22 protein-coding genes and 2 pseudogenes are annotated in these 23,881 nt (G+C 63.5%); 13 read left to right on the forward strand and 11 right to left on the reverse strand.

The features are described 5' to 3' along the window. Positions 1-4: 4 nt before the first annotated feature. Both AC2A04_RS07650 and AC2A04_RS07655 read right to left on the reverse strand, forming a co-directional pair. Complete coding sequence (locus AC2A04_RS07650; protein WP_484212233.1) at positions 5-451, reverse strand: nuclear transport factor 2 family protein; 447 nt, start codon at positions 449-451, stop codon at positions 5-7. Between the two features lie 71 nt (positions 452-522). Then, complete coding sequence (locus AC2A04_RS07655; protein WP_484211737.1) at positions 523-1,734, reverse strand: cation:proton antiporter; 1,212 nt, start codon at positions 1,732-1,734, stop codon at positions 523-525. Between the two features lie 311 nt (positions 1,735-2,045). Here AC2A04_RS07655 and AC2A04_RS07660 point away from each other — a divergent pair, with 311 nt between their 5' ends. Next, positions 2,046-2,315 carry a hypothetical protein gene (locus AC2A04_RS07660; protein ID WP_484211738.1) on the forward strand — a complete coding sequence of 90 codons (270 nt, stop codon included), beginning with the start codon at positions 2,046-2,048 and terminating at the stop codon, positions 2,313-2,315. Positions 2,316-2,322: 7 nt separating this feature from the next. On the opposite strand, the gene metH is transcribed toward AC2A04_RS07660, so the two are convergent. Genes metH through AC2A04_RS07680 form a run of 4 tightly spaced genes read right to left on the reverse strand, consistent with a single transcriptional unit; the run spans position 2,323 to position 7,990 of the window. Then, positions 2,323-4,959 carry a methionine synthase gene (gene metH, locus AC2A04_RS07665; protein ID WP_484211739.1) on the reverse strand — a complete coding sequence of 879 codons (2,637 nt, stop codon included), beginning with the start codon at positions 4,957-4,959 and terminating at the stop codon, positions 2,323-2,325. Between the two features lie 5 nt (positions 4,960-4,964). Beyond that, entirely contained in the window at positions 4,965-6,041 is a 1,077-nt protein-coding gene (locus AC2A04_RS07670; protein ID WP_484211740.1) for a homocysteine S-methyltransferase family protein, read from the reverse strand. Continuing rightward, on the reverse strand, positions 6,038-6,979 hold the full coding sequence (gene metF / locus AC2A04_RS07675) for a methylenetetrahydrofolate reductase [NAD(P)H] (protein WP_484211741.1): 942 nt from the start codon (positions 6,977-6,979) through the stop codon (positions 6,038-6,040). Before metF ends, AC2A04_RS07670 begins: the two co-directional genes overlap by 4 nt. Positions 6,980-6,985: 6 nt before the next feature. Further along, positions 6,986-7,990, reverse strand: a complete 1,005-nt coding sequence (locus AC2A04_RS07680; protein ID WP_484211742.1) for an ArsR/SmtB family transcription factor — start codon at positions 7,988-7,990, stop codon at positions 6,986-6,988. Between the two features lie 210 nt (positions 7,991-8,200). Between AC2A04_RS07680 and AC2A04_RS07685 the strand changes: the two genes are divergently transcribed. Then, positions 8,201-8,497 (forward strand): hypothetical protein, encoded by a 297-nt coding sequence (locus tag AC2A04_RS07685; RefSeq protein WP_484211743.1) that lies wholly within the window; start codon positions 8,201-8,203, stop codon positions 8,495-8,497. 5 nt (positions 8,498-8,502) lie between these two features. Continuing rightward, positions 8,503-8,766: a hypothetical protein gene (locus tag AC2A04_RS07690; RefSeq protein ID WP_484211744.1), complete on the forward strand. Its 264-nt coding sequence runs from the start codon at positions 8,503-8,505 to the stop codon at positions 8,764-8,766. Between the two features lie 2 nt (positions 8,767-8,768). Here the strand turns inward: AC2A04_RS07690 and AC2A04_RS07695 are convergent, their stop codons facing one another. Next, complete coding sequence (locus AC2A04_RS07695; RefSeq protein ID WP_484211745.1) at positions 8,769-8,999, reverse strand: ribbon-helix-helix domain-containing protein; 231 nt, start codon at positions 8,997-8,999, stop codon at positions 8,769-8,771. 61 nt (positions 9,000-9,060) lie between these two features. On the opposite strand from AC2A04_RS07695, the gene AC2A04_RS07700 reads away from it, so the two are divergent. After that, positions 9,061-9,831 (forward strand): DUF4019 domain-containing protein, encoded by a 771-nt coding sequence (locus AC2A04_RS07700; protein WP_484211746.1) that lies wholly within the window; start codon positions 9,061-9,063, stop codon positions 9,829-9,831. Between the two features lie 45 nt (positions 9,832-9,876). Here AC2A04_RS07700 and phbB read toward each other — a convergent pair whose 3' ends face one another. Continuing rightward, positions 9,877-10,599 (reverse strand): acetoacetyl-CoA reductase, encoded by a 723-nt coding sequence (gene phbB / locus AC2A04_RS07705; RefSeq protein WP_484211747.1) that lies wholly within the window; start codon positions 10,597-10,599, stop codon positions 9,877-9,879. A gap of 140 nt (positions 10,600-10,739) precedes the next feature. After that, positions 10,740-11,516: a hypothetical protein gene (locus tag AC2A04_RS07710; RefSeq protein WP_484211748.1), complete on the reverse strand. Its 777-nt coding sequence runs from the start codon at positions 11,514-11,516 to the stop codon at positions 10,740-10,742. Positions 11,517-11,974: 458 nt separating this feature from the next. Between AC2A04_RS07710 and AC2A04_RS07715 the strand changes: the two genes are divergently transcribed. From AC2A04_RS07715 to AC2A04_RS07735, 5 genes and pseudogenes are all read left to right on the forward strand, one after another. Beyond that, positions 11,975-12,370 carry a DUF3576 domain-containing protein gene (locus AC2A04_RS07715; protein ID WP_484212234.1) on the forward strand — a complete coding sequence of 132 codons (396 nt, stop codon included), beginning with the start codon at positions 11,975-11,977 and terminating at the stop codon, positions 12,368-12,370. 55 nt (positions 12,371-12,425) lie between these two features. Further along, positions 12,426-14,972 (forward strand): leucine--tRNA ligase, encoded by a 2,547-nt coding sequence (gene leuS, locus AC2A04_RS07720; RefSeq protein ID WP_484211749.1) that lies wholly within the window; start codon positions 12,426-12,428, stop codon positions 14,970-14,972. A gap of 58 nt (positions 14,973-15,030) precedes the next feature. Then, complete coding sequence (gene lptE, locus AC2A04_RS07725; protein WP_484211750.1) at positions 15,031-15,462, forward strand: LPS assembly lipoprotein LptE; 432 nt, start codon at positions 15,031-15,033, stop codon at positions 15,460-15,462. Continuing rightward, the gene (holA, locus tag AC2A04_RS07730) at positions 15,459-16,481 is read left to right on the forward strand and encodes a DNA polymerase III subunit delta (protein ID WP_484211751.1); all 1,023 of its coding nucleotides are present in this window, start codon (positions 15,459-15,461) and stop codon (positions 16,479-16,481) included. Before lptE ends, holA begins: the two co-directional genes overlap by 4 nt. 827 nt (positions 16,482-17,308) lie before the next feature. Continuing rightward, positions 17,309-17,743: pseudogene (locus tag AC2A04_RS07735) on the forward strand (sugar transferase); the annotation flags it as partial. A 62-nt stretch (positions 17,744-17,805) separates the two neighbouring features. On the opposite strand, the pseudogene AC2A04_RS07740 reads toward AC2A04_RS07735, so the two are convergent. Next, a pseudogene (locus tag AC2A04_RS07740) lies at positions 17,806-18,417 on the reverse strand (ribonuclease D); the annotation flags it as partial. A 182-nt stretch (positions 18,418-18,599) separates the two neighbouring features. Here AC2A04_RS07740 and cysD point away from each other — a divergent pair. Genes cysD through AC2A04_RS07755 form a run of 3 tightly spaced genes read left to right on the forward strand, consistent with a single transcriptional unit; the run spans position 18,600 to position 21,744 of the window. Further along, positions 18,600-19,508, forward strand: a complete 909-nt coding sequence (gene cysD, locus AC2A04_RS07745; protein WP_484211752.1) for a sulfate adenylyltransferase subunit CysD — start codon at positions 18,600-18,602, stop codon at positions 19,506-19,508. After that, positions 19,508-21,424 carry a sulfate adenylyltransferase subunit CysN gene (gene cysN / locus AC2A04_RS07750; RefSeq protein WP_484211753.1) on the forward strand — a complete coding sequence of 639 codons (1,917 nt, stop codon included), beginning with the start codon at positions 19,508-19,510 and terminating at the stop codon, positions 21,422-21,424. The genes cysD and cysN overlap by 1 nt, the downstream gene beginning before the upstream one ends. A gap of 47 nt (positions 21,425-21,471) precedes the next feature. Then, positions 21,472-21,744 carry a DUF2061 domain-containing protein gene (locus AC2A04_RS07755; RefSeq protein WP_484211754.1) on the forward strand — a complete coding sequence of 91 codons (273 nt, stop codon included), beginning with the start codon at positions 21,472-21,474 and terminating at the stop codon, positions 21,742-21,744. Between the two features lie 22 nt (positions 21,745-21,766). On the opposite strand, the gene AC2A04_RS07760 is transcribed toward AC2A04_RS07755, so the two are convergent. Next, positions 21,767-23,071 carry a UDP-glucose dehydrogenase family protein gene (locus tag AC2A04_RS07760; protein WP_484211755.1) on the reverse strand — a complete coding sequence of 435 codons (1,305 nt, stop codon included), beginning with the start codon at positions 23,069-23,071 and terminating at the stop codon, positions 21,767-21,769. A gap of 116 nt (positions 23,072-23,187) precedes the next feature. Between AC2A04_RS07760 and ung the strand changes: the two genes are divergently transcribed. Then, entirely contained in the window at positions 23,188-23,868 is a 681-nt protein-coding gene (ung, locus tag AC2A04_RS07765) for a uracil-DNA glycosylase (RefSeq protein ID WP_484211756.1), read from the forward strand. Positions 23,869-23,881 lie beyond the last annotated feature (13 nt).

Raw genomic sequence — 23,881 nt, forward strand, 5'->3', positions numbered from 1 at the left:
CGCATCACCCCAAAATGACGTGGAGGCGGCTGATGCGGCTGGTGACGATCTTCCAGCCGTCGGCTTCCTTGCGATAAGTCTCGTGATAGTGGCCCATGCCGTGGAGGAACAGGGCGCCTGCGGCGTCCCAGATCTTGTCCTCCATGGCGATGACGCCCCGCGCCTCGGTTTGGGAGAGCAGTTCGATTTCGTGGCCATGGCCGTGGTGGACGGTGCGCAGGGGGGCGACGGCGGCCTCGACGAAGGCGGCGATCTGGTCTCCGCCCGTGTGTATCCAGTTCTCGGCATCCTCTGCCGGTTCAATACCGAGAGAGCACGATGCGTCAAACACGGCATCGTCGGCGAAGACCTTGCGCAAGGCCGCATAGTCCTTGGTATCCATGGTGCGGAAATAGCGGGCCTTGAGCTGCTTGATCTCCTCGATGGCGATCAGGCGCGCGACGGGGTCCATGGCGGTCACAGGCTAGCCTCCGGATGATTGTTGGCCTCGGGTCTAAGGCATGGAAGCTGTAGTGCCGCCTGTCACTTTGGCGAGAGTCCGAGCGATCGCAGTCTTGGCGTCACCAGCGGCACGGTCAGCATTGTGCTCATCACCGCCATGAGCAGGAGCGCGGTGAAGGTCTCGTTCGTCACGATTCCCTTGTCGAGCAGCACGTTGACGAAGATGATCATGATCAGCGCCTTGGTCTGGAGCATCCAGCCGATCAGGCTCGCCTCGCCCTTTGCCCAGCCAAGGATCCTGCCGGCGATGTGCGTGCCAGCGAGCTTGCCTGCGACCGAGGCGACGAGAAACAGGAAGGCAGCGCCGAAGACGGCAAGGCCGCCGACATCCCACTTGGTGCGAAGGCCGGTCGAGAGGAAGAACACCGGCATGACTGCGAGCAGGAGGAACTGGCGGAAGCCGTCGAGCCGTTCGCGGGTGAACCACACCGCATCAAGCACCGCCCCGGCCAGGAAGGCGCCGACCATGAAGTGCAGGCCGCACCAGTCCGCTGCAAAGCCCACGATAGCCAGCCAAATCAGCGAGACAAACCAGCGATCGTCCTCGCGCAGGCGGCGCATCAGCGCACGCATGGCCCACGCGGCGATCGCGAATGCGGCAAGGAAGATCGCCTGCCGCCCAACCCGCTCCCAATCGACGAGAATCAGGGCGAGCACGCCCCAGATCGCCACGTCATCAAGGCTGGCGTAACGCAGGATGCGCTGGCCAAGCGGCTGGCGGAAAATGCCGAGCTTTTCCATCAGCAGCACGAGAATGGGGAGCGCGGTGACCGCACATGCCATTCCGATGCCGAGCACGGCCTGGGGATAAGTCCCGTTCGGGCCGATCCAGCCGGGCGAGCGCAGGAGCCATGCTGCTGCGGCGGCTCCTGCCAGAAGCGGCGTGATCAGCGCACCGGCCGCAGTAATGGCGGTTTCGCGACGATTGGCCCAGGCATCGGAAATGTCGAGTTCGAGGCCTGCGACGAAGACGAACATCATCACCGCCCACCACGCGATGCCGTTGAGCGAGCCAATGACCTGCGGGTCGAACACGAAAGCGTAATAGTCCGGGAAGGCCGCGCCCAGCACACCGGGACCAAGCAGGATCCCTCCGATGATTTGCACGACAACGAGCGGGGCCCAGTAGTCGGTGCGCAGCAGTCGCCACGCGAGATAGGGCACGGCGAGAATGATCGTCAGCGCGATCAGGAAAATTTCCGTGGTGCCCATCGCGGTCGCGGCTGACGGCATGATCTATCCCCCGAAGTGCCGTCGTCTCTATCCCGTTGCGACGGCTTGTCCAATCGAACCATGGGGCATATCGCGATCGGATCGGGCGGCCAATGCCTTTGGCTTGGGCAAAGCCCTGTTACGCAAAGAAGAATACGAATACGATAGGTGCGCTGGCCCGCCCCAAGGCCAAGTCGCGCGCTAAAAATGCCTTACCGGTTAACCATCGAGGATCTCCGGCATGATGCGCGCAGTACGATTAAGCGCAGGTTCGCCCTCGCCTGCCAGCTTCCCTGCAAGGCGGAAAAGTCCGCCGTGACAGGAGGTTTGCGATGGGCTTCGAGATGCGCAAGAGCTTCGTTCGCCGCGAAGAATGCAAGGCGGCGTGGGAAAGCGAAGTCGAATTTGCAGAGATGGCGCGAATCCTCAAGGCGCTTGCCGGCGAGCTGGGTCAGGATACCGATGCAGCCATAGACGAACTGGCCCACCACGGACTCGCCGCTGCGCTGGGCGTGCTTGCCGGGCAGACAGGGACGGACGTGGAGACCGACTACCTGCGACGGCGGGCACGATCCCGGATACTGGCCAGCGGGATCCAGTAAGGAGACCTCAATCCAGATTGGGCCTCAACCAGCGCTCCATCGTGGGCAGGTCCATCCCGCGCCTGCCCGCGTACTCCTCAAGTTGGTCACGACCGATCGTGGCTACGCCGAAATACTGGCTTTCCGGATGCGCGAAGTAGAAGCCCGAAACTGCTGACGTAGGCAGCATGGCCTGCGATTCGGTCAGCGTGATGCCGGCCGTGCCGGGCGCGTCGAGGAGGTCGAACAGGATCGGCTTCAAAGTGTGGTCCGGGCACGCGGGATAGCCGGGCGCAGGGCGGATGCCGCGGTACTGTTCGCGGATCAGCGCCTCGTTGGTCAGCTGTTCGCCCGGGGCATATGCCCAGAGCGTGGTGCGGACGTACTGGTGCAGGCGTTCGGCAAAGGCTTCGGCGAACCGGTCGGCCAGCGCCTTGAGCAGGATGTCGGAATAGTCGTCGTTGTCGGCCTTGAAGCGGGCGAGATGCTCGTCGATGCCGTGGATGCCGACCGCGAAACCGCCGAGCCAGTCGCCTGCCGGGTCGATGAAATCGGCGAGGCAGAAGTTGGCGCGGCCACGGCTCTTGATGAACTGCTGGCGCAGGAACGGCAGGCGGACCGAGAGTTCATCGTCGTGCGGGTGCAGGACGACATCGTCCCCATGCCGCGCACAGGGCCAGAACTGGGCGACGCCTTTGGCGGTGAGCCACTTCTCGCCGATGATCCTGTCCAGCATCGCGCGGGCATCGGCATAGAGACTGCGCGCGCTTTCGCCGATGACCTCGTCCTCGAGAATGCCCGGCCATGTTCCGGCGAGTTCCCAAGCGCGGAAGAACGGGGTCCAGTCGAAGCAGTCGACCAGATCGTTGAGGTCCCAGTCGTCGAATACATGGCGACCGGGCTGTTCGGGCGGCGGGGCCTTTTCGGAGAAATCCGGCTCAAAGGCATTGAGGCGCGCATCGGCAAGGCTGAGCAGCTTTGATGCGCCCTTGCCTGCGCGCGCATCGCGCACATGCTGGTATTCGGCAGCGGTCGCCTTGATGAAGGGATCGGCCTGCGTATCGGACAGCAGCTGTGAGGCAACACCGACGGCGCGGCTGGCGTCGAGCACGTGGACGACCGGGCCGTCATAGGCCTGATCGATACGCAGCGCGGTGTGGACCTTGCTGGTGGTCGCCCCGCCGATCAGCAACGGAATGCTCATTCCGGCACGCTGCATTTCCTCGGCAACGGTCACCATCTCGTCGAGCGACGGCGTGATGAGGCCGGAAAGGCCGATAATGTCGACCCCTTCCTTCTGCGCGGTATCGAGGATCGTCGACCATGGCACCATCACGCCAAGGTCGATCACCTCGTAGCCGTTGCACTGCAGGACCACGCCGACAATGTTCTTGCCGATATCGTGGACGTCGCCCTTGACCGTGGCCATGATGATCTTGCCCTTGGCCTTGGCACCCGGCTGCTTGGCAGCTTCGATATAGGGGATGAGGTGAGCCACGGCCTTCTTCATCACACGGGCAGATTTGACGACCTGCGGCAGGAACATCTTGCCCGAGCCGAACAGGTCGCCGACAGTGTTCATGCCTTCCATCAGCGGGCCTTCGATCACTTCGATCGGGCGGCCACCGCGTGCATCGATCTGCGCGCGGGCTTCTTCGGTATCCTCGACGATGTAGGCGTCGATGCCCTTGACCAGCGCGTGTTCGAGGCGGCGCACGACGTCCCAGCCACGCCATTCCTCAGCTTCCTTTTCGGCGACCTTGTCCTTGCCCTTGTAGCTTTCGGCAAGTTCGATCAGGCGCTCGGTCGCGGTCTTGCCATCATCGGCGGCAGGCTTGCGGTTGAGCACAACGTCCTCGCAGGCTTCACGCAAGGTCGGGTCGATCTGGTCGTAGATGTCGAGCTGGCCCGCATTGACGATGGCCATGTCCATGCCGGCAGGGATGGCGTGGTAAAGGAACACCGAGTGCATCGCGCGGCGGACGATTTCGTTGCCACGGAAGCTGAACGAGAGGTTGGACAGGCCGCCCGAGATGTGGACGTGCGGGCAGCGCGCCTTGATCTCGCGCGTCGCCTCGATGAAATCCAGTCCGTAGTTGTCATGCTCCTCGATGCCGGTGGCGACGGCGAAGACGTTGGGATCGAAGATGATGTCTTCGGGCGGGAAGCCGATGCCGGTGAGCAGGTCATAGGCGCGGGCGCAGATTTCGACCTTGCGATCCTTGGTGTCAGCCTGCCCCTTCTCGTCGAAGGCCATGACGACGACAGCTGCGCCATAGTCCATGCACTTGCGGGCATGGGTGAGAAAGGCGTCCTCGCCTTCCTTCATCGAGATCGAATTGACGATGGGCTTGCCCGAGACGCACTTCAAGCCCGCCTCGATGACGTCCCACTTCGAACTGTCGATCATCACCGGCACGCGCGCGATATCAGGTTCGGCGGCGATCAGCTTGAGGTAGGTGGTCATGGCCTCGAGCGCGTCGAGCAGGCCCTCGTCCATGTTGACGTCGATAACCTGCGCGCCGTTCTCGACCTGCTGGCGCGCGACTTCGACCGCCTTTGCGTAGTCGCCCGCAAGGATCAGCTTCTTGAACGCGGCGGAGCCGGTGACGTTGGTGCGCTCGCCGACATTGACGAAGCGCGAGCCGGAAGGGGTATTGGTCATGAAAATCAGGCAGCCATGATGAAGGGTTCGAGGCCAGCGAGGCGGGTGGCGGTTTCGGGCACGGCCATCTTGCGTGGGGCCAGGTCCTTCACCGCCTGCGCCATCGCGGCGATGTGCGCGGGCGTGGAACCGCAGCAACCGCCGAGCACGTTCACCTGTGCATGATCGGCCCATTCCTTGACGAGGCCGGCGGTGGTTGCGGGCATTTCGTCGTATTCGCCCAGTTCATTGGGCAGGCCGGCATTGGGATAGACCATGATCAGCGTGTCGGCGATTTCGGACAGCGCCTTGACGTGCGGGCGCAGCTGGGTCGCGCCGAAGGAACAGTTGAGTCCGACAGTCAGCGGCTTGGCGTGGCGGATCGCGTACCAGAACGCCTCGACCGTGTGGCCCGAAAGGTTGCGGCCGGACAGATCGGTCAGCGTCATCGACATCATGATCGGGATTTCGCGGCCAATTTCCTTCTCGACCTGGCGCACCGACATGACGCCAGCCTTGGCGTTGAGCGTGTCGAACACCGTCTCGATCACGATGAAGTCCGCGCCACCTTCGACCAGCGCGTGGACCTGTTCGGCATAGACATCGACGAGGTGGTCCCAGTCGATCTCGCGGAAGCCGGGATCGTTGACGTCGGGGCTGAGCGAAAGGGTCTTGTTCGTGGGACCGATGGCGCCTGCGACGAAGCGGGGGCGGCCATCCCTGGCAGCGAATTCATCTGCGACGCGGCGGGCAAGTTTCGCGCTCTCCACATTGATTTCGCGCACGAGATGTTCGGCGGCGTAATCGGCCTGGCTGATGCGGTTGGCGCTGAAGGTGTTGGTCTCGGCAATGTCGGCCCCGGCTTCGAAATAGGCGCGGTGGATCGACTCCGGCACTTCAGGCTTGGTCAGCGCGAGAATGTCGTTGTTGCCCTTCTGGTCCTTCGCAAGGCCGAGCGTTCCGGCATAGTCGGCTTCGGACAGCTTGAAGTTCTGAATCTCGGTACCGAAGGCGCCGTCGGTGATGAGGATGCGCTGGCTTGCCTGTTCAAGGAAGGCGGTGCGGGCGCCTGAAGGAATCAAGGGGGACGGGATAACGGTCACGCGGCTTTCTCCAGCGCCGAAGCCTTGGGGCGAAGGCCAAGCAAGTGGCAGATCGCGTAGGACAGTTCGGCGCGGTTGAGGGTGTAGAAGTGGAAATCGCGCACGCCACCGGCATAGAGACGGCGGCAGAATTCGGCGGCGATGGTGGCCGCGACGAGCTGGCGCGAGGCGGGATGCGTGTCGAGCCCTTCGAACAGGCCATCCATCCAGGCGGGGATCGCAGCACCGCATGCGGCGGCGAACTTGCGCGTCTGCGCAACGTTCGAGACGGGCAGGATGCCGGGGAGGACCGGAGCGTCGATCCCCGCAGCGGCCAGCTTGTCGCGAAAGCGGAAGAAGGTCTCGGGCTCGAAGAAGAACTGGCTGATCGCACGCGTGGCACCGGCATCGAGCTTGCGCTTGAGATTGTCGATGTCGGCCTGACTGCTTGGCGAATCCGGGTGCGATTCCGGATAGGCCGCGACCGAGATTTCGAACGGGGCAATGGCCTTGAGCCCCGCAACCAGTTCAGCGGCGTTGGCAAAGCCATCGGGATGCGGCGTGAAAGGCACGCCCGGCGCGCCCATGTCGCCACGCAGCGCGACGATATGGCGCACGCCTGCTTCCCAGTAGCTTTCGGCCACTTCACGGATTTCCGACTTGGTCGCATCGACGCAGGTAAGGTGCGCGGCAGCGGGGAGCCTGGCTTCCTTGATAATCCGCGCCACGGTGCCGTGCGTGCGGTCGCGGGTAGAGCCGCCTGCGCCATAAGTGACTGAGACAAAGTGCGGCTGGAATGGTGCGAGCGTTTCGACCACGTCCCAGAGCTGCGCCATCAGTGCGTCGGTCTTGGGCGGAAAGAACTCGAACGAGACGTTTATGTCGCCCGGAAGCCCGGCAAACAGCGGGGTGTCGAGAGCGGTGCGGGCCTCGCGGAGCTGGTCGTAGCTGGCATTCATGGGTGTTCAGGCTTTCCGGGTCTGCCGAGGTTCGATTTGGGTGACGCTGTCTTCACGGCGGATGCCGGTCCACAGCTTGACCACGAGTTCATGCCCTGCGAGCGCACGGGTGGCGTGAGGGACGAAGCCGCTGTCGATCAGCATTGCCTCAATCTGCGCATCCGAAAAACCGAGACGCGCATGGGCATGAGTCTGACGCAGGTCCTCGCGTTCATGCGCGGCGAAATCGACGATCGCAACCCGGCCGCCCGGCGCGGTAACACGCGCGGCTCCGGCCAAGACCGCCTCGGGTGCCTGGGCATAGTGCAGGACCTGGTGCAGCAGGACCGTATCGAAACTGCGCGCCGCAAATGGCAGTTGCGCGAAATCGCCCTGGACGAGTTCAACGGCATCGCTGGGCAGGTGCTGCAGCCTCGCCCGGGCAATCCGCAGCATGTCCGGGCTCTTGTCGAAGGCGACAATATGCGCGGCATCGGCGGCAAAGAGTTCGGCGATGCGACCCGTGCCGGTGCCGACATCCAGAAGCCGCCCGAGCGATCCGCCGCCAGCGGCCTCGGCCAGCATCTCGGTCAGGGCGGCTTCAACCGGGCCATCGGCGATATGCAATGAACGCAGCTCATCCCATTCGTCGGCATGTCGGGCGAACCAGTCGAGTGCATGGGACTGGCGCGCGGCGCGGATGGCGTCGAGGTGCTGGCGGTCCTCGGCGCAGCGTCGACCGAAGGCGATATCTTCCTGCTCGGCCACGGCGAGCAAGCGGGCGATGGCAGACGCCAGCGCGCTGCTGGAGGATTCGCCGACCGAACTACGCAGAAATACCCAGGCACCTTCCTTGCGCCGTTCCGCCAGTCCCGAATCGCACAGGATCTTGATATGGCGTGAAACACGGGGCTGGCTTTGACCGAGCACTTGCGCGACTTCGCCCACGGCCAGCTCCATGCTGGCGAGAAGCCGCATGATGCGCAGCCGCGTGGGGTCATCGAGGGCCCGGATGGCGTCGTGGATCAGCATTGCGAATGTGCATATAAAGAAACCTTTATATCAGTCAAGCGACTTAAAGATTTCTTTATATCATATGTTAGCGTTTTGAACTCGCGTGTTGTGCATGATGCATTTGCCATCGCCGTACCCCCTCGGTAGAACGCCGCCATGATGCCTTCATGCGGTACGGTCCACGGCCCGACCGCCAGCTGGCGCAGGCTACCCAAGAGAGGGATTTCAATGAAGAAGTATGCCAGCCTTGCGATCGTCGCCGCAGCAGCCCTTTCCGTTTCCGCATGTGGCCGGTCGGACGACGCCTCGGAAGCCGCATCGGAAGATACCGTGGAAATGCCCGCCGACGAACTGCCGGTGATCGAGCCTTCGGCAGCAGCAGCCCCCCTGGCGCCGGCCCCCGACGCCTCGGCTGCAGCCGATTCGGAAGCCAATGCCGCGCGCGATGCCGCAGACAGCGCCGCTGCCGTGGCAGCCGCTGCCCAGGCAGCAGACGCCGAGGGCGCGGAACAGCCAGCCCAGTAAACTTCATGCGCGGACGGCGCGGCACCTTTGCCCGCACCGTCCGCCATGACGATGTGAAAGTGCCGGACATGCGCGCCCTACCCGCCCTCGCCCTGCTGCTTGCGCTTGGCGCATGTGGCCCATCCGAGGAAGAGAAGCCCGGCGGCGTGACGCAGGACGAGGCGCGTGCGCTCGATGCAGCAGCGGAAATGCTCGACAAGCGTGAACTGCCTGCCCTGCCCGAAGCGACCATCCCCGCGCAGGACATGCCTGCGCCCACGGCGTCCTGACTTCAGGTCAGAGTCGTCACAAGCCATATACGAATTGCGCCCGCCAGCCCCGGAGGCGTCGGGCTGACGATTCGTTCGGCATCGATTCTTGCGACAAGCGCGTTGACCGGCATGTCCTCACGCTGCGCGGCCTGGCGCAGCATGTCCCAGAACATCGGTTCGAGGCTGATGGAGGTCTTGTGCCCGGCAATCTCGACCGAGCGCTTTACCGGCGGGTGGTACAGGTTGGTCATGTCGCAGGGATACGAATTATTGGGGGTGGCCCGCAACCGGCATCACTCCTAACCCTGCAGCATGACATCGGGCTATGAAGCACTGAGCGAGAAGGAGCGGGAGACTCTGCGCCTGTTGCTGGGCGGGCATGACGCGAAGTCGATCGCTCGGCACCTCGGTTTGTCGGTGCACACGATCCACGAACGCCTGCGCGAGGCGCGACGCAAAATGGGCACTGCCAGCAGCCGCGAAGCGGCGCGCCTGCTGCACGAGATCGAGGGTCTTACCCCCCAATCGGTGGGGGACAACGAAATCGGGGATGCCACCGACCGCGCCGGGACTTACCCGATGGGTCAGCCAGACCGAGCCGACAACACATCGCGCCGCCTCGGTTGGACCATCGGAGGATTTGCCATGACCATCAGCCTTGCCCTGCTAGCACTGACCGCGCTTTCCGGCACCGACCAATCGCCAGCCGCCACGACCACCACTTCGTCCCCCGCCGTAGCACCAACTCCTGCGAGCGAGCAGGCGGCATTGCGCTCCGCCGAGGCGTTCCTCGCCCTGGTCGATCGCGATGACTGGGCCGCAAGCTGGCAGGCCACGCACAAGGCGTTCCAATTGCTGAATACCGTGGACTGGTGGGCGAAGGCATCGGAAGGCGTTCGGGGCCGCATTGGCAAGCCGATCACGCGCAAGCTCGACAAGGTGGACTTCACCCCTGCGCCGCCCAACGGCTATTGGATCGTGACGTTCAAGGCACGCTACGCGAAGGCTGGCGAGGTGACCGAAACGCTGCAAATGGCGTCGGACGACGGAGGCTGGAAGGTGACCGCCATAACCGTCGAGTAAGCATACAAAGGCCCCGCCTTCTACGTGAGGCGGGGCCTTCGCGCATCAGTACATGTGCTGGCCGCCGTTGAGCGACATGGTCGAACCGGTGACGAAGCCGCCTTCTTCCGCGGTCAGGAAAGCGACGCCGCGTGCGATCTCGTCAGCATGACCGAGTCGGCCGACCGGGATCTTCGCCACGATCTTGTCGAGCACGGCTGGCGGCACAGCGGCGACCATGTCGGTGTCGATATAGCCCGGCGCGATCGCGTTGACGGTGACGCCGTACTTCGCGCCTTCCTGCGCGAGCGCCTTGGTAAAGCCGTGAATGCCCGACTTGGCCGCAGCGTAGTTGACCTGGCCGTACTGGCCGGCCTGACCGTTGATCGACCCGATGTTGACGATGCGGCCCCAGCCCCGCTCGCGCATGCCGGGAAACGTGGCCTTGGCCATGTTGAAGCACCCGCCCAGGTTGATGCGCATGACTTCGTTCCAGTCGTCAAAGCTCATTTTGTGGAGCACGCCGTCGCGCGTGATGCCGGCATTGTTGACGACGATGTCGATAGCGCCGACTTCGGCAGCGATGCGCGCGCAACCTTCCTGCGTCGCTTCATGATCGCCGACGTCGAAACGATAGGCCGGAATGCCGGTTTCGGCGGTAAAGGCCCGGGCCTTTTCCTCGTTACCAGCATAGTTCGCCACCACGGTGCGCCCTTGTGCCTTGAGGGCAAGGCAGATGGCCTGACCAATACCGCGCGATCCACCGGTGACGACTGCAACTCGTGACATGCTTGTACCTCCCATGATCCCTCTAGGGAACTACGGTAGGTCCATGTCGGATGAGCTACAAGCTGCCGAATACGTAAATGCTGCGGGTGCAGCAACGAATTGCTGCAGAGCAACCTGCTGAATTGCAAGTAATCGAGCGATTAGAAGCGGAACTGGGTTCCGACGTAAACGGCCTGATTGTCCTGCTTGCCATCGGTGAGCGGCAGGAGACGGTCACGCTCGGGCGAGTAGCGCACGCCGGCGGTGACGTTCAGGTTGCGGGTCAGGCGGTAGCTGCCGCCAAGATCGAGCTGGTAATCACCCTGCCCTTCGAGCGTGCGCGGTGCGCGACCGGCACGATCACGTCCATCCATCTCGATCCGCGGCGCGAGGCGCGAAGGCGAACCGGCAGACTTCATCTTGGCAAGATCGGGCATGTCGATCCGCTGCAGGTCATGCAGCATCGACGGAGCGGCCGAAGGCGCGAAACTTGCATATCCGCGAGCCATGCCAAGATTGAACGCCACCGGCGCGATCCGGACTGCGGCAGCGCCAGGCTGAACGGCGGCATCGGCCAGGGCCGAACGCACGGAGAAGGCGCGTGCGCTTTGCGAATCGAGCCGCACAGCGACAGTGATCGCACGGCCCGGACGGGTGTCGTTCCCCGCGGGCGTGAAGCGGAAGAGCTTGCCGCTCTTCAAAGCGCGGACGGTAATCTGCGAGGCCAGACGCTCATCCACCGAAGCGGGCGTGAAGGAACCGATTCCGCCACGAGCAGCAAGGCTGACGGGTGCGGCGTCGAAACCGCTGGAAAAGGCGCTGCTGACAGTCGGTGCGAGAACCAGTCCGAGCACGGCAGCAGCGGCGCAGGCGAGCGGCGCGCGCAAGCGGCGGCGCATTGCGCCCTTCGCTTCCGATTTCGTGCCGATCCCCACCATGATAATCTGCTTCTTCCCCGTCCGGGCCTGGCTACGGCCACTATCTGCATTAGTTCCCTGCATGACGCAGAACCATTGCGACTCTGCCAAGCGGAAACTTCCATTTGCACAATACGTTTGGCGAAGAGGAATATCCATACCCTGCAGCCAGTTCGGTCGCTTCCTTGGCAACTGTGGCGCAATGTCCACAGGTCTGGACGCATTCAGGATCGGTTCACGCCGCCAGCAGGCAATTGCGCGCCGACATCTGCCTCAGAAGCCTGTGTCGCTCAACGTGCTTGCCGCACGCTGCGCGGGGGTGATAGAGGCCGTTCAAACGCCGCTTCGCAAGATGCGGCCCAACGCGGGGGATCGGACATCTGCCGCCGCAAGCCAAGGACCGTGACGAAGTGACCAAGACCGCCAAGACCGCGCGCAATTCCCGCAAGTTTGTCGTCCGCGCCATAGTCATCGGGGCCATGGCAGTCCTTGCCACGGGCTGCGGCAAGAAGGAGCGCCCCAAGGCGGATCTCGCGGCCAGCCAGGTCACCACGATCGGCGTCAACGCCTATCTGTGGCGCGCCAGCCTCGATGCGCTCTCGTTCATGCCCCTGCTCCAGACCGACAGCAACGGCGGCGTGATCGTCACCGACTGGTACGCCAACCCCAGGAACCCGGGTGAGCGGATGAAGGTGACGGTCTCGATCGTCGACCAAGACCTGCGCGCCGACGCGCTGCGCGTTGCCGCCAGCCGCCAGGTTTCGACCAACGGCCAGTGGGTCGACGCTCCGGTTCAGGCCGTGACCGTCCAGAAGCTCGAGGACATCATCCTGACCAAGGCCCGCGATCTGCGCCGCGCCGCCATCGCGGGCTGATCTAAGGCTCAGGCGAATCTTGCGTGTCAGGCCCGCGCTCCCTAGAGGAGCGCGCATGACCGCGAACCCTGCTGCCGCCAACGCGCCCGAGCGCTTCGATCCCAATGTCGCCGATACCCGCTGGCAGCGGGTATGGGACGAGCAGCAGTCGTTCCGCGCCGACGATTCGAGCCCCAAGCCGCGCAGCTACGTGCTCGAAATGTTTCCCTATCCGTCGGGACGCATCCACATCGGCCATGTGCGCAACTACACGATGGGCGACGTGCTGGCGCGCTACAAGCGGATGCGCGGGCACGAAGTGCTCCACCCGATGGGCTGGGACGCGTTCGGCATGCCGGCTGAAAACGCCGCGATGGAGAAGGGCGTTCACCCCGGCGGCTGGACCCGTGACAACATCGCCAACATGAAGGCGCAGTTGAAGCGCCTCGGCTTCGCGCTCGACTGGAGCCGCGAGATCGCAACCTGCGAGCCGGATTACTACGGCCACGAACAGGCACTGTTCCTCGACCTTTATGCAGCGGGCCTGGTCTACCGCAAGGAAAGCTCGGTCAACTGGGATCCGGTCGACATGACCGTGCTGGCCAACGAACAGGTAATCGATGGCCGCGGCTGGCGTTCGGGCGCGCTGGTGGAAAAGCGCAAGCTGAGCCAGTGGTTCCTCAAGATCACCGACTTTGCCGACGAACTGCTCGAAGGTCTGTCCGGTCTAGACAAGTGGCCCGAGAAGGTCCGCACGATGCAAGAGAACTGGATCGGCAAGAGCCAGGGCCTGCAGTTCGCGTTCGATCTTTCGAGCGGCGAAAGCCTCGAAGTTTATACCACCCGGCCCGATACGATTTTCGGCGCAAGCTTCGTGGCCATCGCTGCCGAACATCCCGTTGCGCAAGGCGTGGCGACGGGCAATCAGGCTGCGCAAGATTTCATCGCACTGTGCAAGCAGGGCGGAACGACCGCGGCGGAACTCGAAACCGCCGAGAAGCTGGGCTTCGACACGGGGATCACCGCAAGGCACCCGTTCACGGGCGCGGACCTGCCGGTCTACATCGCCAACTTCGTGCTGATGGAATACGGGACCGGCGCAATCATGGCCGTGCCGGGACACGACCAGCGCGACTTCGATTTTGCTACCAAATATTCCCTGCCGATCCTGCGCGTTGTCGCCAGTGACCCGGCAGATGTCGACAAACCGTTCGGCACCGAAGCCGAGGCAGGCGATGGGGTTCTGGTGAACTCCGGATTCCTCGACGGGATGAGCGTGGCCGATGCCAAGGCTGCGGTGATCGCGCGGGCAGAAAGCGAAGGCTGGGGCGAAGGCAAGACGGTGTGGCGCCTGCGCGACTGGGGCGTGAGCCGCCAGCGTTATTGGGGCACGCCGATCCCGTTCATCCATTGCGAGATCTGCGGCGTGGTGCCGGTGCCCAAAAAGCAGTTGCCAGTCGTGCTGCCGGAGGACGTCAGCTTCGACGTGCCGGGCAATCCGCTCGACCGCCATCCGACGTGGAAGCATGTGGATTGCCCGCAATGCGGCCACGCCGCGCGGCGCGAAACCGATACGCTCGACACCTTTGTCGATTCGTCGTGGTACTTCCTGCGCTTTGCCAGCCAGCCCGCCGACCGGCCGTTCGACCCCGAAGAAATCAAGCGCTGGCTGCCGGTCGAACAGTATATCGGCGGGATCGAGCATGCGATCCTGCACTTGCTTTACGCCCGCTTCTGGACCCGCGCCCTTGCCCGCATCGGCAAGATCGAGGTGACAGAGCCCTTCGCCAGCCTGTTCACGCAAGGCATGGTGACGCACGAGACCTATGAGCGGAAGAATCCCGAGAACGGCCAGCCGATCTTCTTCTCGCCAAGCGAGGTCGAGCGGACGAGTGAAGGCGCGACGCTGAAGGTGGACGGCGCGGCGGTCGAGGTCGGTCGCGTGATCAAGATGTCCAAGTCCAAGAAGAACGTCGTGGACCCGGACGAGATCGTCGCGAAATACGGTGCGGACGCAATCCGCTGGTTCATGCTCTCGGACTCCCCGCCCGAGCGCGACCTGCCGTGGTCGGAGGCCGGGATCGAAGGCTGCGCCCGCTTCGTGCAGCGCCTGTGGCGACTGTTCGGGCAATTCGATGCGGCCGCGACCGGCGACGACAAGGCGCTCGACCGCAAGGCTCACCAGACCGTCGATGCCGTGGCCGCTGATATCGAGGCTCTTGGCTTCAACAAGGCCGTGGCCCGCATCTATGAACTGACCGGCGCGATCGAGAAGGCAGCGCCTTCGGCCAGCCGATCAGCCGCGATCGCGAAGCTACTGCTGCTGGTCGCACCGATGATGCCGCACCTGGCCGAGGAAGCCTATGGACGTTTCGGCTCCGGTCTGGTCGCAGACGCACTCTGGCCCGAGGTCGATCCGGCTCTGCTCGTCGATGACGAGGTGACCGTGGCCATTCAGGTCAAGGGCAAGCTGCGCGACACCCTGACCGTGGCCAAGGGGACGCCGAAAGACGAACTTGAGCGCCTTGCCCTTGCGTCCGAGAAAGTGCAGCGTGCACTCGAAGGGGCGGAAGTGAAGAAGGTGATCGTCGTGCCCGACCGTCTGGTGAATCTTGTCGCCTAAGCGGCTTACCCCTGCCGCGGCCTGCCTGCTGCTGTTTTCGGGCTGCGGGTTGCAACCGATGTACGCAGGCGGAGGCGGAGGCGCGCTTGCACAGGCGCTCTCCGATGTCGCCGTTGCCCCGATCGAAGGACAATCCGGCTGGCTGGTGCGCAACGCGCTGGTCGACCGGTTGGGAGCTGGTCGGCAAAACGGGGGCGAGCGCTTCCGCCTCGATATTCGCCTCGACGATCGGGTCGAGGGTCTGGGACAGCTTTCGAACGACACGATCACGCGTGAGCGCCGCACCCTGCGCGCTCGGTACCAGTTGGTGGATCTGACTTCCGGCAAGGTCATGCTCGATGCGACAGCAGGCTCGGACGCGGGCTTCGACGTGGTCAACAGCGAGTATGCGGTGATTGCGGCAGAACAGACCGCGCTTGAAAACCTGTCACAGGAAGTGGCCGACCAGATCGTCACACGCGTTGCGGTGCGCCTGCGCGAGGCCAAGTGAAGCTTACCCAGAAGACATTTGCCGGGAGCGCAGCGAAGGCCGCGCGCGAATGCCGGATCTTCTACTTCTGCGGCCCCGATGAGGCTGGTGCCGGTGATGCTGCCAATCGAATCGCTGCCATGCTGGGCGATGGCGAAAAGGTGGAAATGAGCGGCGCGGAACTACGGCGTGATCCAGTACGGCTGGCGGACGAGGCGCGTTCCGTTTCGCTGTTCGGCGACAAGCGCATAATTCACGTCCGTGCCGTTGGCGACGATGCGCACGACGCCGTCGAAACGCTGCTGCAAAGCCCCGTCGATGGCTGGCCCGTGCTGATCGTCGCAACCTCGGCAACGGACAAGTCGCGGATCGCGAAACTGCTGGATGGCAAGCCTGCAACAATGGTCGCGATGTTTCATCCACCCGATCTGCGCGCGGTGGCTGACGCGGTTCGCGACATGGGCGATGCCGCCGGCGTGAAGCTCAATGGCAATCTTGCCGAGCGTATTGCGCGATCGACCGCGCTTGATACTCGCATGGCGAAGAGTGAAATCGAGAAGCTGGCACTCTATCTCGATGCCAGCCCCCAGTCCCCGCGCGAAGCCAATGCTGCAGCCCTCGACGAGATCTGTGCGGTGAGCGAGGACGACAGTCTGATGCCCGTGGTCAACGCTGTTCTGGGGGGCGACGTTCGCAAGCTCTCGGCCGAACTATCTCGCATGCGCGAAATGGGGCTCAACCCGGTCGGGCTCGTTCTGGCCTTCGAGCGCAGGGTGGCCCAGCTTGTCCAGCTTGCCTCTCGGATGGGCGAGCGTGGCGACGTCAATTCGTTCATGGAGCAGGAAACTGCGGCCCGGCGCGTCTTCTTTCGGGACCGGGCAGATCTGACACAACAGTTGCGTCGCTGGCGCGGCGCTCGACTGGTTAGGCTTGCCGAGCGGTTAACCATGCTGCACCGCACACTAATTTCCGACAATCGCAACGGGGAGCTTGCGCTGGCGCAGGGCCTTGCGGAAATAGCGCGTGCTGCAGCGCGATAGAGCGTGGCACATTTCCGTCACCTCGAGTGACATTTTGCACTTTCGCCACTGATCGCGCTTGCTATCACCAAATCGGTAGGTATTTTCCCGCAGTGCAAAAAAGTTGAGGACGGTCGCGCCGGATTCGGACGTTCAGTCCATATGCTTGCTGTAGTGCGGGCATATTGGGGCAAACCTAAGCGAGACGCGTGATGACCAAGCACGTACCCATGGACGATATGCGGCAGTCGCAAGACCGACGCAGGATCACGCTTCCGCTTGCGCCGCCGCTCGAACAGCGCCGCCTTCAGCTATACATCGCCTTGCTCCTGCTCGATGGCCTTGCAGTAATGGGCGGCCTGTGCACGGCAAGCTGGCTCTACCTCGGCCGTTTTCTCGATGAGGATTCGCTGCTGCATGGCCAGGTGCTGCTGCCGATCTACTGGACGATAGCGCTGACCCTTCAGGTCTATTCCCTGACAGCCCTTCGTCAGATCAATTTTGCGCGGGTCCGATCGGTGCTGTCATTGCTCGGGGCGGAAAGCGCGCTTTTGTTCGTCGGCTTTGCCACAAAGAGCACGGACAACTTCTCGCGCGTGTCCGCAGTCCTCGGACTGCTGATGAGCATGCTGCTGGTCGTGTGGATCCGGTCGCTGATCCGCCCGGTGATAAAGGCGCGTTGCGGCGACGTGGGCATCAACGTGCTGCTGCTCGACGATCAGGGCGCTCCCCTGCGCGTGCCGCACGCCTACCACATCGACGCGCGCGAACATCATCTGGCACCCGACTTGTCCGACCCTCACATGATGGACCGGCTTGGTCTCTACATGATGAACATGGACCGCGTGATGGTGACCTGCCCGCCCGAGCGCCGCAGCGCCTGGGCGCTCGTGTTCAAGAGTGCGAACGTGTCCGGCGAGATCGTCGATACCGAGGTCAGCAGTCTGGGTGTGATAGGCGCACGCCGCGAGCGCGGCTATGGCGCGCTCATCGTGGCAAGCGGGCCGCTCGGCCTGCGCTCGCGCGCCTTGAAGCGAGGGCTCGATTTCGCACTGGCTGGCAGCGCCGTATTGGCACTTGCCCCTTTGCTTGCCGTCGTCGCCTTGTTGATCAAGCTCGAAGACGGTGGCCCCGTCCTCTTCGTCCAGAAGCGCACGGGCCGCGGCAACCGCTTTTTCCCGATCTTCAAGTTCCGCTCGATGCGAGTCGAGAAGCTCGATGTTTCAGGCGCGCGTTCTGCCAGCAAGGACGACGACCGCATCACCAGAACCGGTCGTTTTATCCGCGGCACGAGCATCGATGAGCTGCCCCAGCTGCTCAATGTTCTGCGGGGCGAGATGTCGACGTGGCTGAAGATGTCACGCTCGGCCCAGCCCGCAAGGTCGAGGCGCGCGCGCATCGGCAGGAAGTCAAAGCAGGCCTGCGCAAGGTCAGTGCGGTTTTCGCGGGCAAGCCGTTCCTCGAGGATTTTCTGCATCGCATGGAGATAGCGCACGTCCGAGGCGGCATATTCCTGCTGCGCATCGCTCAGGGTCGGCGCGCCCCAGTCGCTCGACTGCTGCTGCTTGGAGATTTCCTTGCCCAGCAGTTCGCGAACGAGATCCTTGAGACCATGGCGATCGGTATAAGTCCGCACCAGCTTCGAGGCGATCTTGGTGCAGAATACCGGCGCGGCTGTCACGCCGAGGTAGTGTTCGATTGCCGCAAGGTCGAAGCGGGCGAAATGGTAGAGTTTGACCCGGGCCGGATCGGCCAGGACCGCCTTGAGATTGGGGGCATCGAAGCTGCTGCCAGGCCCGAACCGGACAAGGTGTTCGTCACCGCCACCGTCTGAAATCTGGACGACGCACAAGCGATCACGCGGCGTGATCAGTCCCATCGTCTCGGTATCGACGGCAACCGCTCCGGGTGCCAATACGCCCTCGGGCAGGTCTTCTTCGTGGAGATATACGGCCATCCCTTGCGCTTAGGCGGTTGACCGGCTGCTCGCAAGCACTGTCGGCCTGACAGCGCTGCAGCAAAGCGCACCTTTGCCCGCGCAAAGACAAGGCACTTCCCTTGCTCCCAAATGGGAGTATCTGCAGACAGGCGCGGCATTCATCTCCCAACCAACGCAATATCGGAGCGAAAGCCGAAGCGATGACCAGTTCTACCCTGACCCATTTGCAGCGCCTCGAATCCGAAGCGATCCACATCATGCGCGAGGTGGTGGCCGAGTCGGAGAACCCGGTCATGCTCTATTCGGTCGGCAAGGACAGCGCGGTCATGCTGCACCTGGCGCGCAAGGCCTTCTACCCTTCGCCGCCGCCATTCCCGCTGCTTCACGTCGATACCACGTGGAAGTTCCAGGAGATGTACAAGCTGCGCGATCGCATGGCGACCGAGAGCGGCATGGAACTGCTGGTCTACCAGAACCCTGAAGCTGCGGAACGGGGGATCAACCCGTTCGACCACGGCGCGCTGCACACCGACATGTGGAAGACCGAAGGGCTCAAGCAGGCGCTCGACAAGTACGGCTTCGACGCGGCCTTTGGCGGCGCCAGGCGCGATGAGGAGAAGAGCCGCGCCAAGGAGCGCATCTTCTCGTTCCGAACCGCCAGCCACGGATGGGACCCGAAGAATCAACGCCCCGAGCTGTGGAACCTCTACAACGCCCGCAAGAACAAGGGCGAATCGATCCGCGTGTTCCCGATCTCGAACTGGACCGAGCTCGATATCTGGCAGTACATCCATCTCAACGATGTGCCGATCGTGCCGCTCTACTTCGCGGACGAACGCCCGACGGTCGAGCGCGATGGCATGTTGCTGATGGTCGACGACGAGCGCTTCCCGCTGCTTCCGGGCGAAAAGCCGGTGATGCGCTCGATCCGTTTCCGCACACTGGGCTGCTACCCGCTGACCGGCGCGGTGGCGAGCACCGCCAAGACTCTGCCGGAAGTCATCCAGGAAACTCTTCTGACCACCACCAGCGAACGCCAGGGCCGCGCCATCGACAAGGATGCAGGCGGGGCCGGCATGGAAGTCAAGAAGCAGCAGGGGTACTTCTGATGTCGGACCAGGACGTGATCTACAAGACCGACGCCCTCATCGCCGAGGACATCGACGCCTATCTCGACCAGCACCAGCACAAGACCATGCTGCGCTTCATCACCTGCGGGTCGGTGGATGATGGCAAGTCCACGCTGATCGGCCGCCTGCTCTACGATTCGAAGATGATCTTCGAAGACCAGCTCGCCGCGCTTGAAAGCGATTCGAAGAAGGTCGGAACGCAGGGGCAGGACATCGACTTCGCACTGCTGGTCGATGGCCTCGCCGCCGAGCGCGAACAGGGCATCACGATCGACGTCGCCTACCGCTTCTTCAACACCGAGAAGCGCAAGTTCATCGTCGCCGATTGCCCGGGGCACGAACAGTACACCCGCAACATGGTGACCGGCGCATCCACCGCCGATCTCGCCGTGATCCTGATCGATGCGCGCAAGGGCGTGCTGGTGCAGACGCGCCGACACTCCTACCTTTGCCACCTGATCGGCATCCGCAACATCGTGCTCGCGGTCAACAAGATGGATCTGGTCGATTACGATCAGGCCACCTTCGACGCCATCGTCAAGGACTACTCCGAGTTCGCCCGCTCGATCGGGATCGAGAGCTTCACCGCGATGCCCATCTCAGGCTTCAAGGGCGACAACATCACCACGCTCTCGGCCAACACGCCGTGGTATTCCGGTCCGACGCTCGTCGAGCACCTCGAAACCGTCGAAGTGCTTTCCTCGACCGACGCGGAAAAGCCGTTCCGCATGCCGGTCCAGTGGGTCAACCGCCCCAACCTCGACTTCCGCGGCTTCTCGGGGCTCATCGCCACGGGCAGCGTGAAGCCCGGCGATGCCATCCGCGTCCTGCCTTCGGGCAAGACCAGCACGGTTACGCGCGTCGTCACGCTCGACGGCGATATCGATCAGGCCGTTGCAGGCCAGTCGGTCACCGTCTGCTTTGCCGACGAAGTCGACTGCTCGCGCGGCGACGTGATCGCGCTGGCCGACAATCCGCCTGAGGCCGCCGACCAGTTCGAGGCAACGCTCGTCTGGCTGAACGATGAGTCGATGATTCCGGGCCGGGCCTACTGGCTCAAGCTCGCCACGCAGACCGTCTCGGCCACGGTTCAGGCGCCCAAGTATGTCGTCAATGTCAACACGATGGAACATCTGGCGGCCAAGACGCTCGAGCTCAACGCCATCGGCGTGGCCGAACTGTCGACCGACAAGTCCGTCGTTTTCGAGGCCTATGCCCAGAGCCGCACGCTCGGCGGGTTCGTGCTGATCGACAAGATCACCAATGCCACCGTCGCGGCGGGCATGCTCAACTTCAGTCTGCGCCGCGCGCAGAACGTCCATTGGCAGGCGCTCGACGTCAGCCGCGAGGCGCACGCTGCGGCAAAGAACCAGCGCCCTGCGGTGCTGTGGTTCACCGGCCTTTCGGGTTCGGGCAAGTCGACGATCGCCAATCTGGTCGAAAAGAAGCTGCACGCGCTGGGCAAGCACACCTTCCTGCTTGATGGCGACAACGTGCGCCATGGCCTCAACAAGGACCTCGGCTTCACCGAGGCCGACCGCATCGAGAACATCCGCCGGGTCGGCGAAGTCGCGCGCCTGATGACCGATGCCGGCCTTATCGTGCTGACTGCGTTCATCAGCCCGTTCCGCGCCGAGCGCGAAATGGTGCGCAACATGCTGCCCGAAGGCGAGTTCATCGAGGTGTTCATCGATACCCCGCTGGACGTGGCGGAAAGCCGTGACGTCAAGGGCCTCTACAAGAAGGCGCGTTCGGGCCAGCTCAAGAACTTCACGGGCATCGACAGCCCGTACGAAGCGCCGGAGAGCCCGCAAATCAGAGTCGACACGACCGCGGAATCGCCTGAAGATGCGGCGGAACGGATCGTCTCGAGGATTCTCGGCACGACGGCCTGATCGCTGGAAATGACCGCACCCTGTTCGCTCCGTAAAGGCATTCAGACATGATCTTGTTCAACGGTCACGAAAACCATTCCCGCTCGGTGGTCAAGGCGATCAGCTGGCGCATGCTCGGCTCGATCGACACGTTCCTGCTCGGCTGGCTCTTTACCGGCAGTCCTGCCAAGGCCGGGGCCATCGCCGGCACCGAGGTCATTACCAAGATCGGCCTCTATTACTTTCACGAGCGCGTGTGGAGCTCGATCCACTGGGGTACGCAGCGCCCGCCCGTTGCCGAGGATACGAGCCCGGCAAAGCTGGAGCCCGATCTGGCCTGAATCGGCCAGGACGCCAATGCGCTCAGGGGCGTCCCACGCTTGAATACTGGAAGCCTGCGGCACGGACCTCGGCCGGATCATAGACATTGCGCAGGTCGACCAGCACCGGCGCCTTGACGAGCTGTCTCACGCGCTTGAAATCAAGCGCGCGGAACGCATCCCATTCGGTGACCAGCGCCAAGGCGTCGGCACCCTGGATCGCCGCATAAGTATTGGGCGCCATTTGCACAGCGGGCATGATCGCGGCGGCCGCCTCCATGCCTTCGGGGTCATAGGCAACCACTTCGGCTCCTGCATCGAGCAGGGTCTGCACGATGGCGATCGACGGCGCATCGCGCATGTCGTCGGTGTTGGGCTTGAAGGTCAGACCCAGCAGGGCAACGCGCTTGCCGCGCGCCTCGCCGCCCAGAGCCTCGATCACCTTGCGGCCCATGGCGCGCTTGCGGCTGTCGTTGACCTTGACCACCGCCTCTACCAGCCGGACCGGACTTTCGAAATCCTCGGCGGTCTTGAGCAGGGCCAGCGTGTCCTTGGGGAAGCACGATCCGCCATAACCCGGCCCTGCATGCAGAAACTTCGATCCGATGCGATTATCGAGACCAATCCCGCGCGATACGTCCTGAACGTCAGCGCCGACCTTCTCGCAAAGGTCCGCCATCTCGTTGATGAACGTGATCTTGGTGGCGAGGAAGGCATTGGCCGCATACTTGATCAGCTCGCTGCTGCGGCGCGAAGTGAACAGGATCGGAGCACGGTTCAGGAACAGCGGGCGATAGACCTCGCGCATGACGCCGCGCGCCCATTCTTCCTCCGCGCCGATGACGATGCGGTCCGGCCGCTTGAAATCACCGATTGCAGCGCCTTCGCGCAGGAATTCCGGGTTGGAGACGACGGCGAACTGCACGGCTGTCCCGCTCTCGCGGATGATCCGCTCCACTTCGTCGCCCGTACCAACCGGTACGGTGGATTTGGTGACGATAACCGCAGGCTCAGTCAGATGCTCGCCCAGTTCCTGCGCCACGGCATGAACGTAACTGAGATCGGCGTGGCCATCGCCGCGACGCGAAGGCGTGCCCACTGCAATGAAGATCGCCTGCGCACCTTCGATCGCGCTTGCCAGATCGGTCGAGAACGCAAGACGTCCCGCCTTGACGTTGGCGGCCACCAGTTCTGCAAGACCGGGCTCGTAAATCGGCATCACGCCGTCAAGCAGTCGACCGATCTTGGCCTCGTCCTTGTCCACGCAGACCACGTCATGGCCAAAATCGGCGAAGCAGGCTCCGGACACCAGTCCGACGTAACCCGAACCCACCATCGCGATCTTCATCCGTCACTCCTTCTTGCGTCCCGTAACGGCGCAGCCAACGGCTGTTAGCAAGCTGGATCGAACGCAGGCAACCCCGCTTGCCGCGCGGGTCTGTAAACGTCTAACCTTGCGAAGACATGACCGCTCCCCTGCCCCCTTCCTGGCGCGCCAGCCTCGAGCCCGTTCTCCAGTCTCCTCCGCTGCGCCAGCTTGGCAGTTTTCTTCAGGCCGAGGAAGGCGCGGGCAAGGCGATCTACCCACCGAAAGGCGCGCGTCTGGCCGCCTTCGAGCTGACCCCGCTTGATCAGGTTCGCGTAGTGATACTGGGTCAGGATCCCTATCACGGGCCGGGCCAGGCCCACGGCCTCGCGTTTTCCGTGCCTGACGGTGTCAAGGTTCCGCCGAGCCTTGCCAACATCTACAAGGAGCTGGAGGGAGACCTTGGCATAGCGCGCGCGTCGCACGGCAATCTCACGCATTGGGCTCGGCAGGGCGTCCTGCTGCTCAACAATGCCCTGACGGTCGAGGCCACACGTGCGGGATCGCATCAGAAACGCGGCTGGGAGCAGTTCACCGATGCCGCGATTGCCGCAGTCGCCGCGAGACCCGAGCCGACCGTCTTCATGCTCTGGGGTGCCCACGCGCAGAAAAAGGCCTCGCGAGTGCCCGGGCTCGTGGAAGGCCCCCACCTCGTGCTCGAAGCACCGCACCCCAGCCCGCTTTCTGCCTACAGCGGTTTCTTCGGCTGCCGTCATTTCAGCAAGGCCAATGCCTTTCTCGAAGCGCACGGTCGCGGCACGATCGACTGGCGGGTGTAAAAGAAAACCCCGC

The sequence above is a fragment of the Novosphingobium sp. HNCC26DJ243 genome (assembly GCF_057180545.1).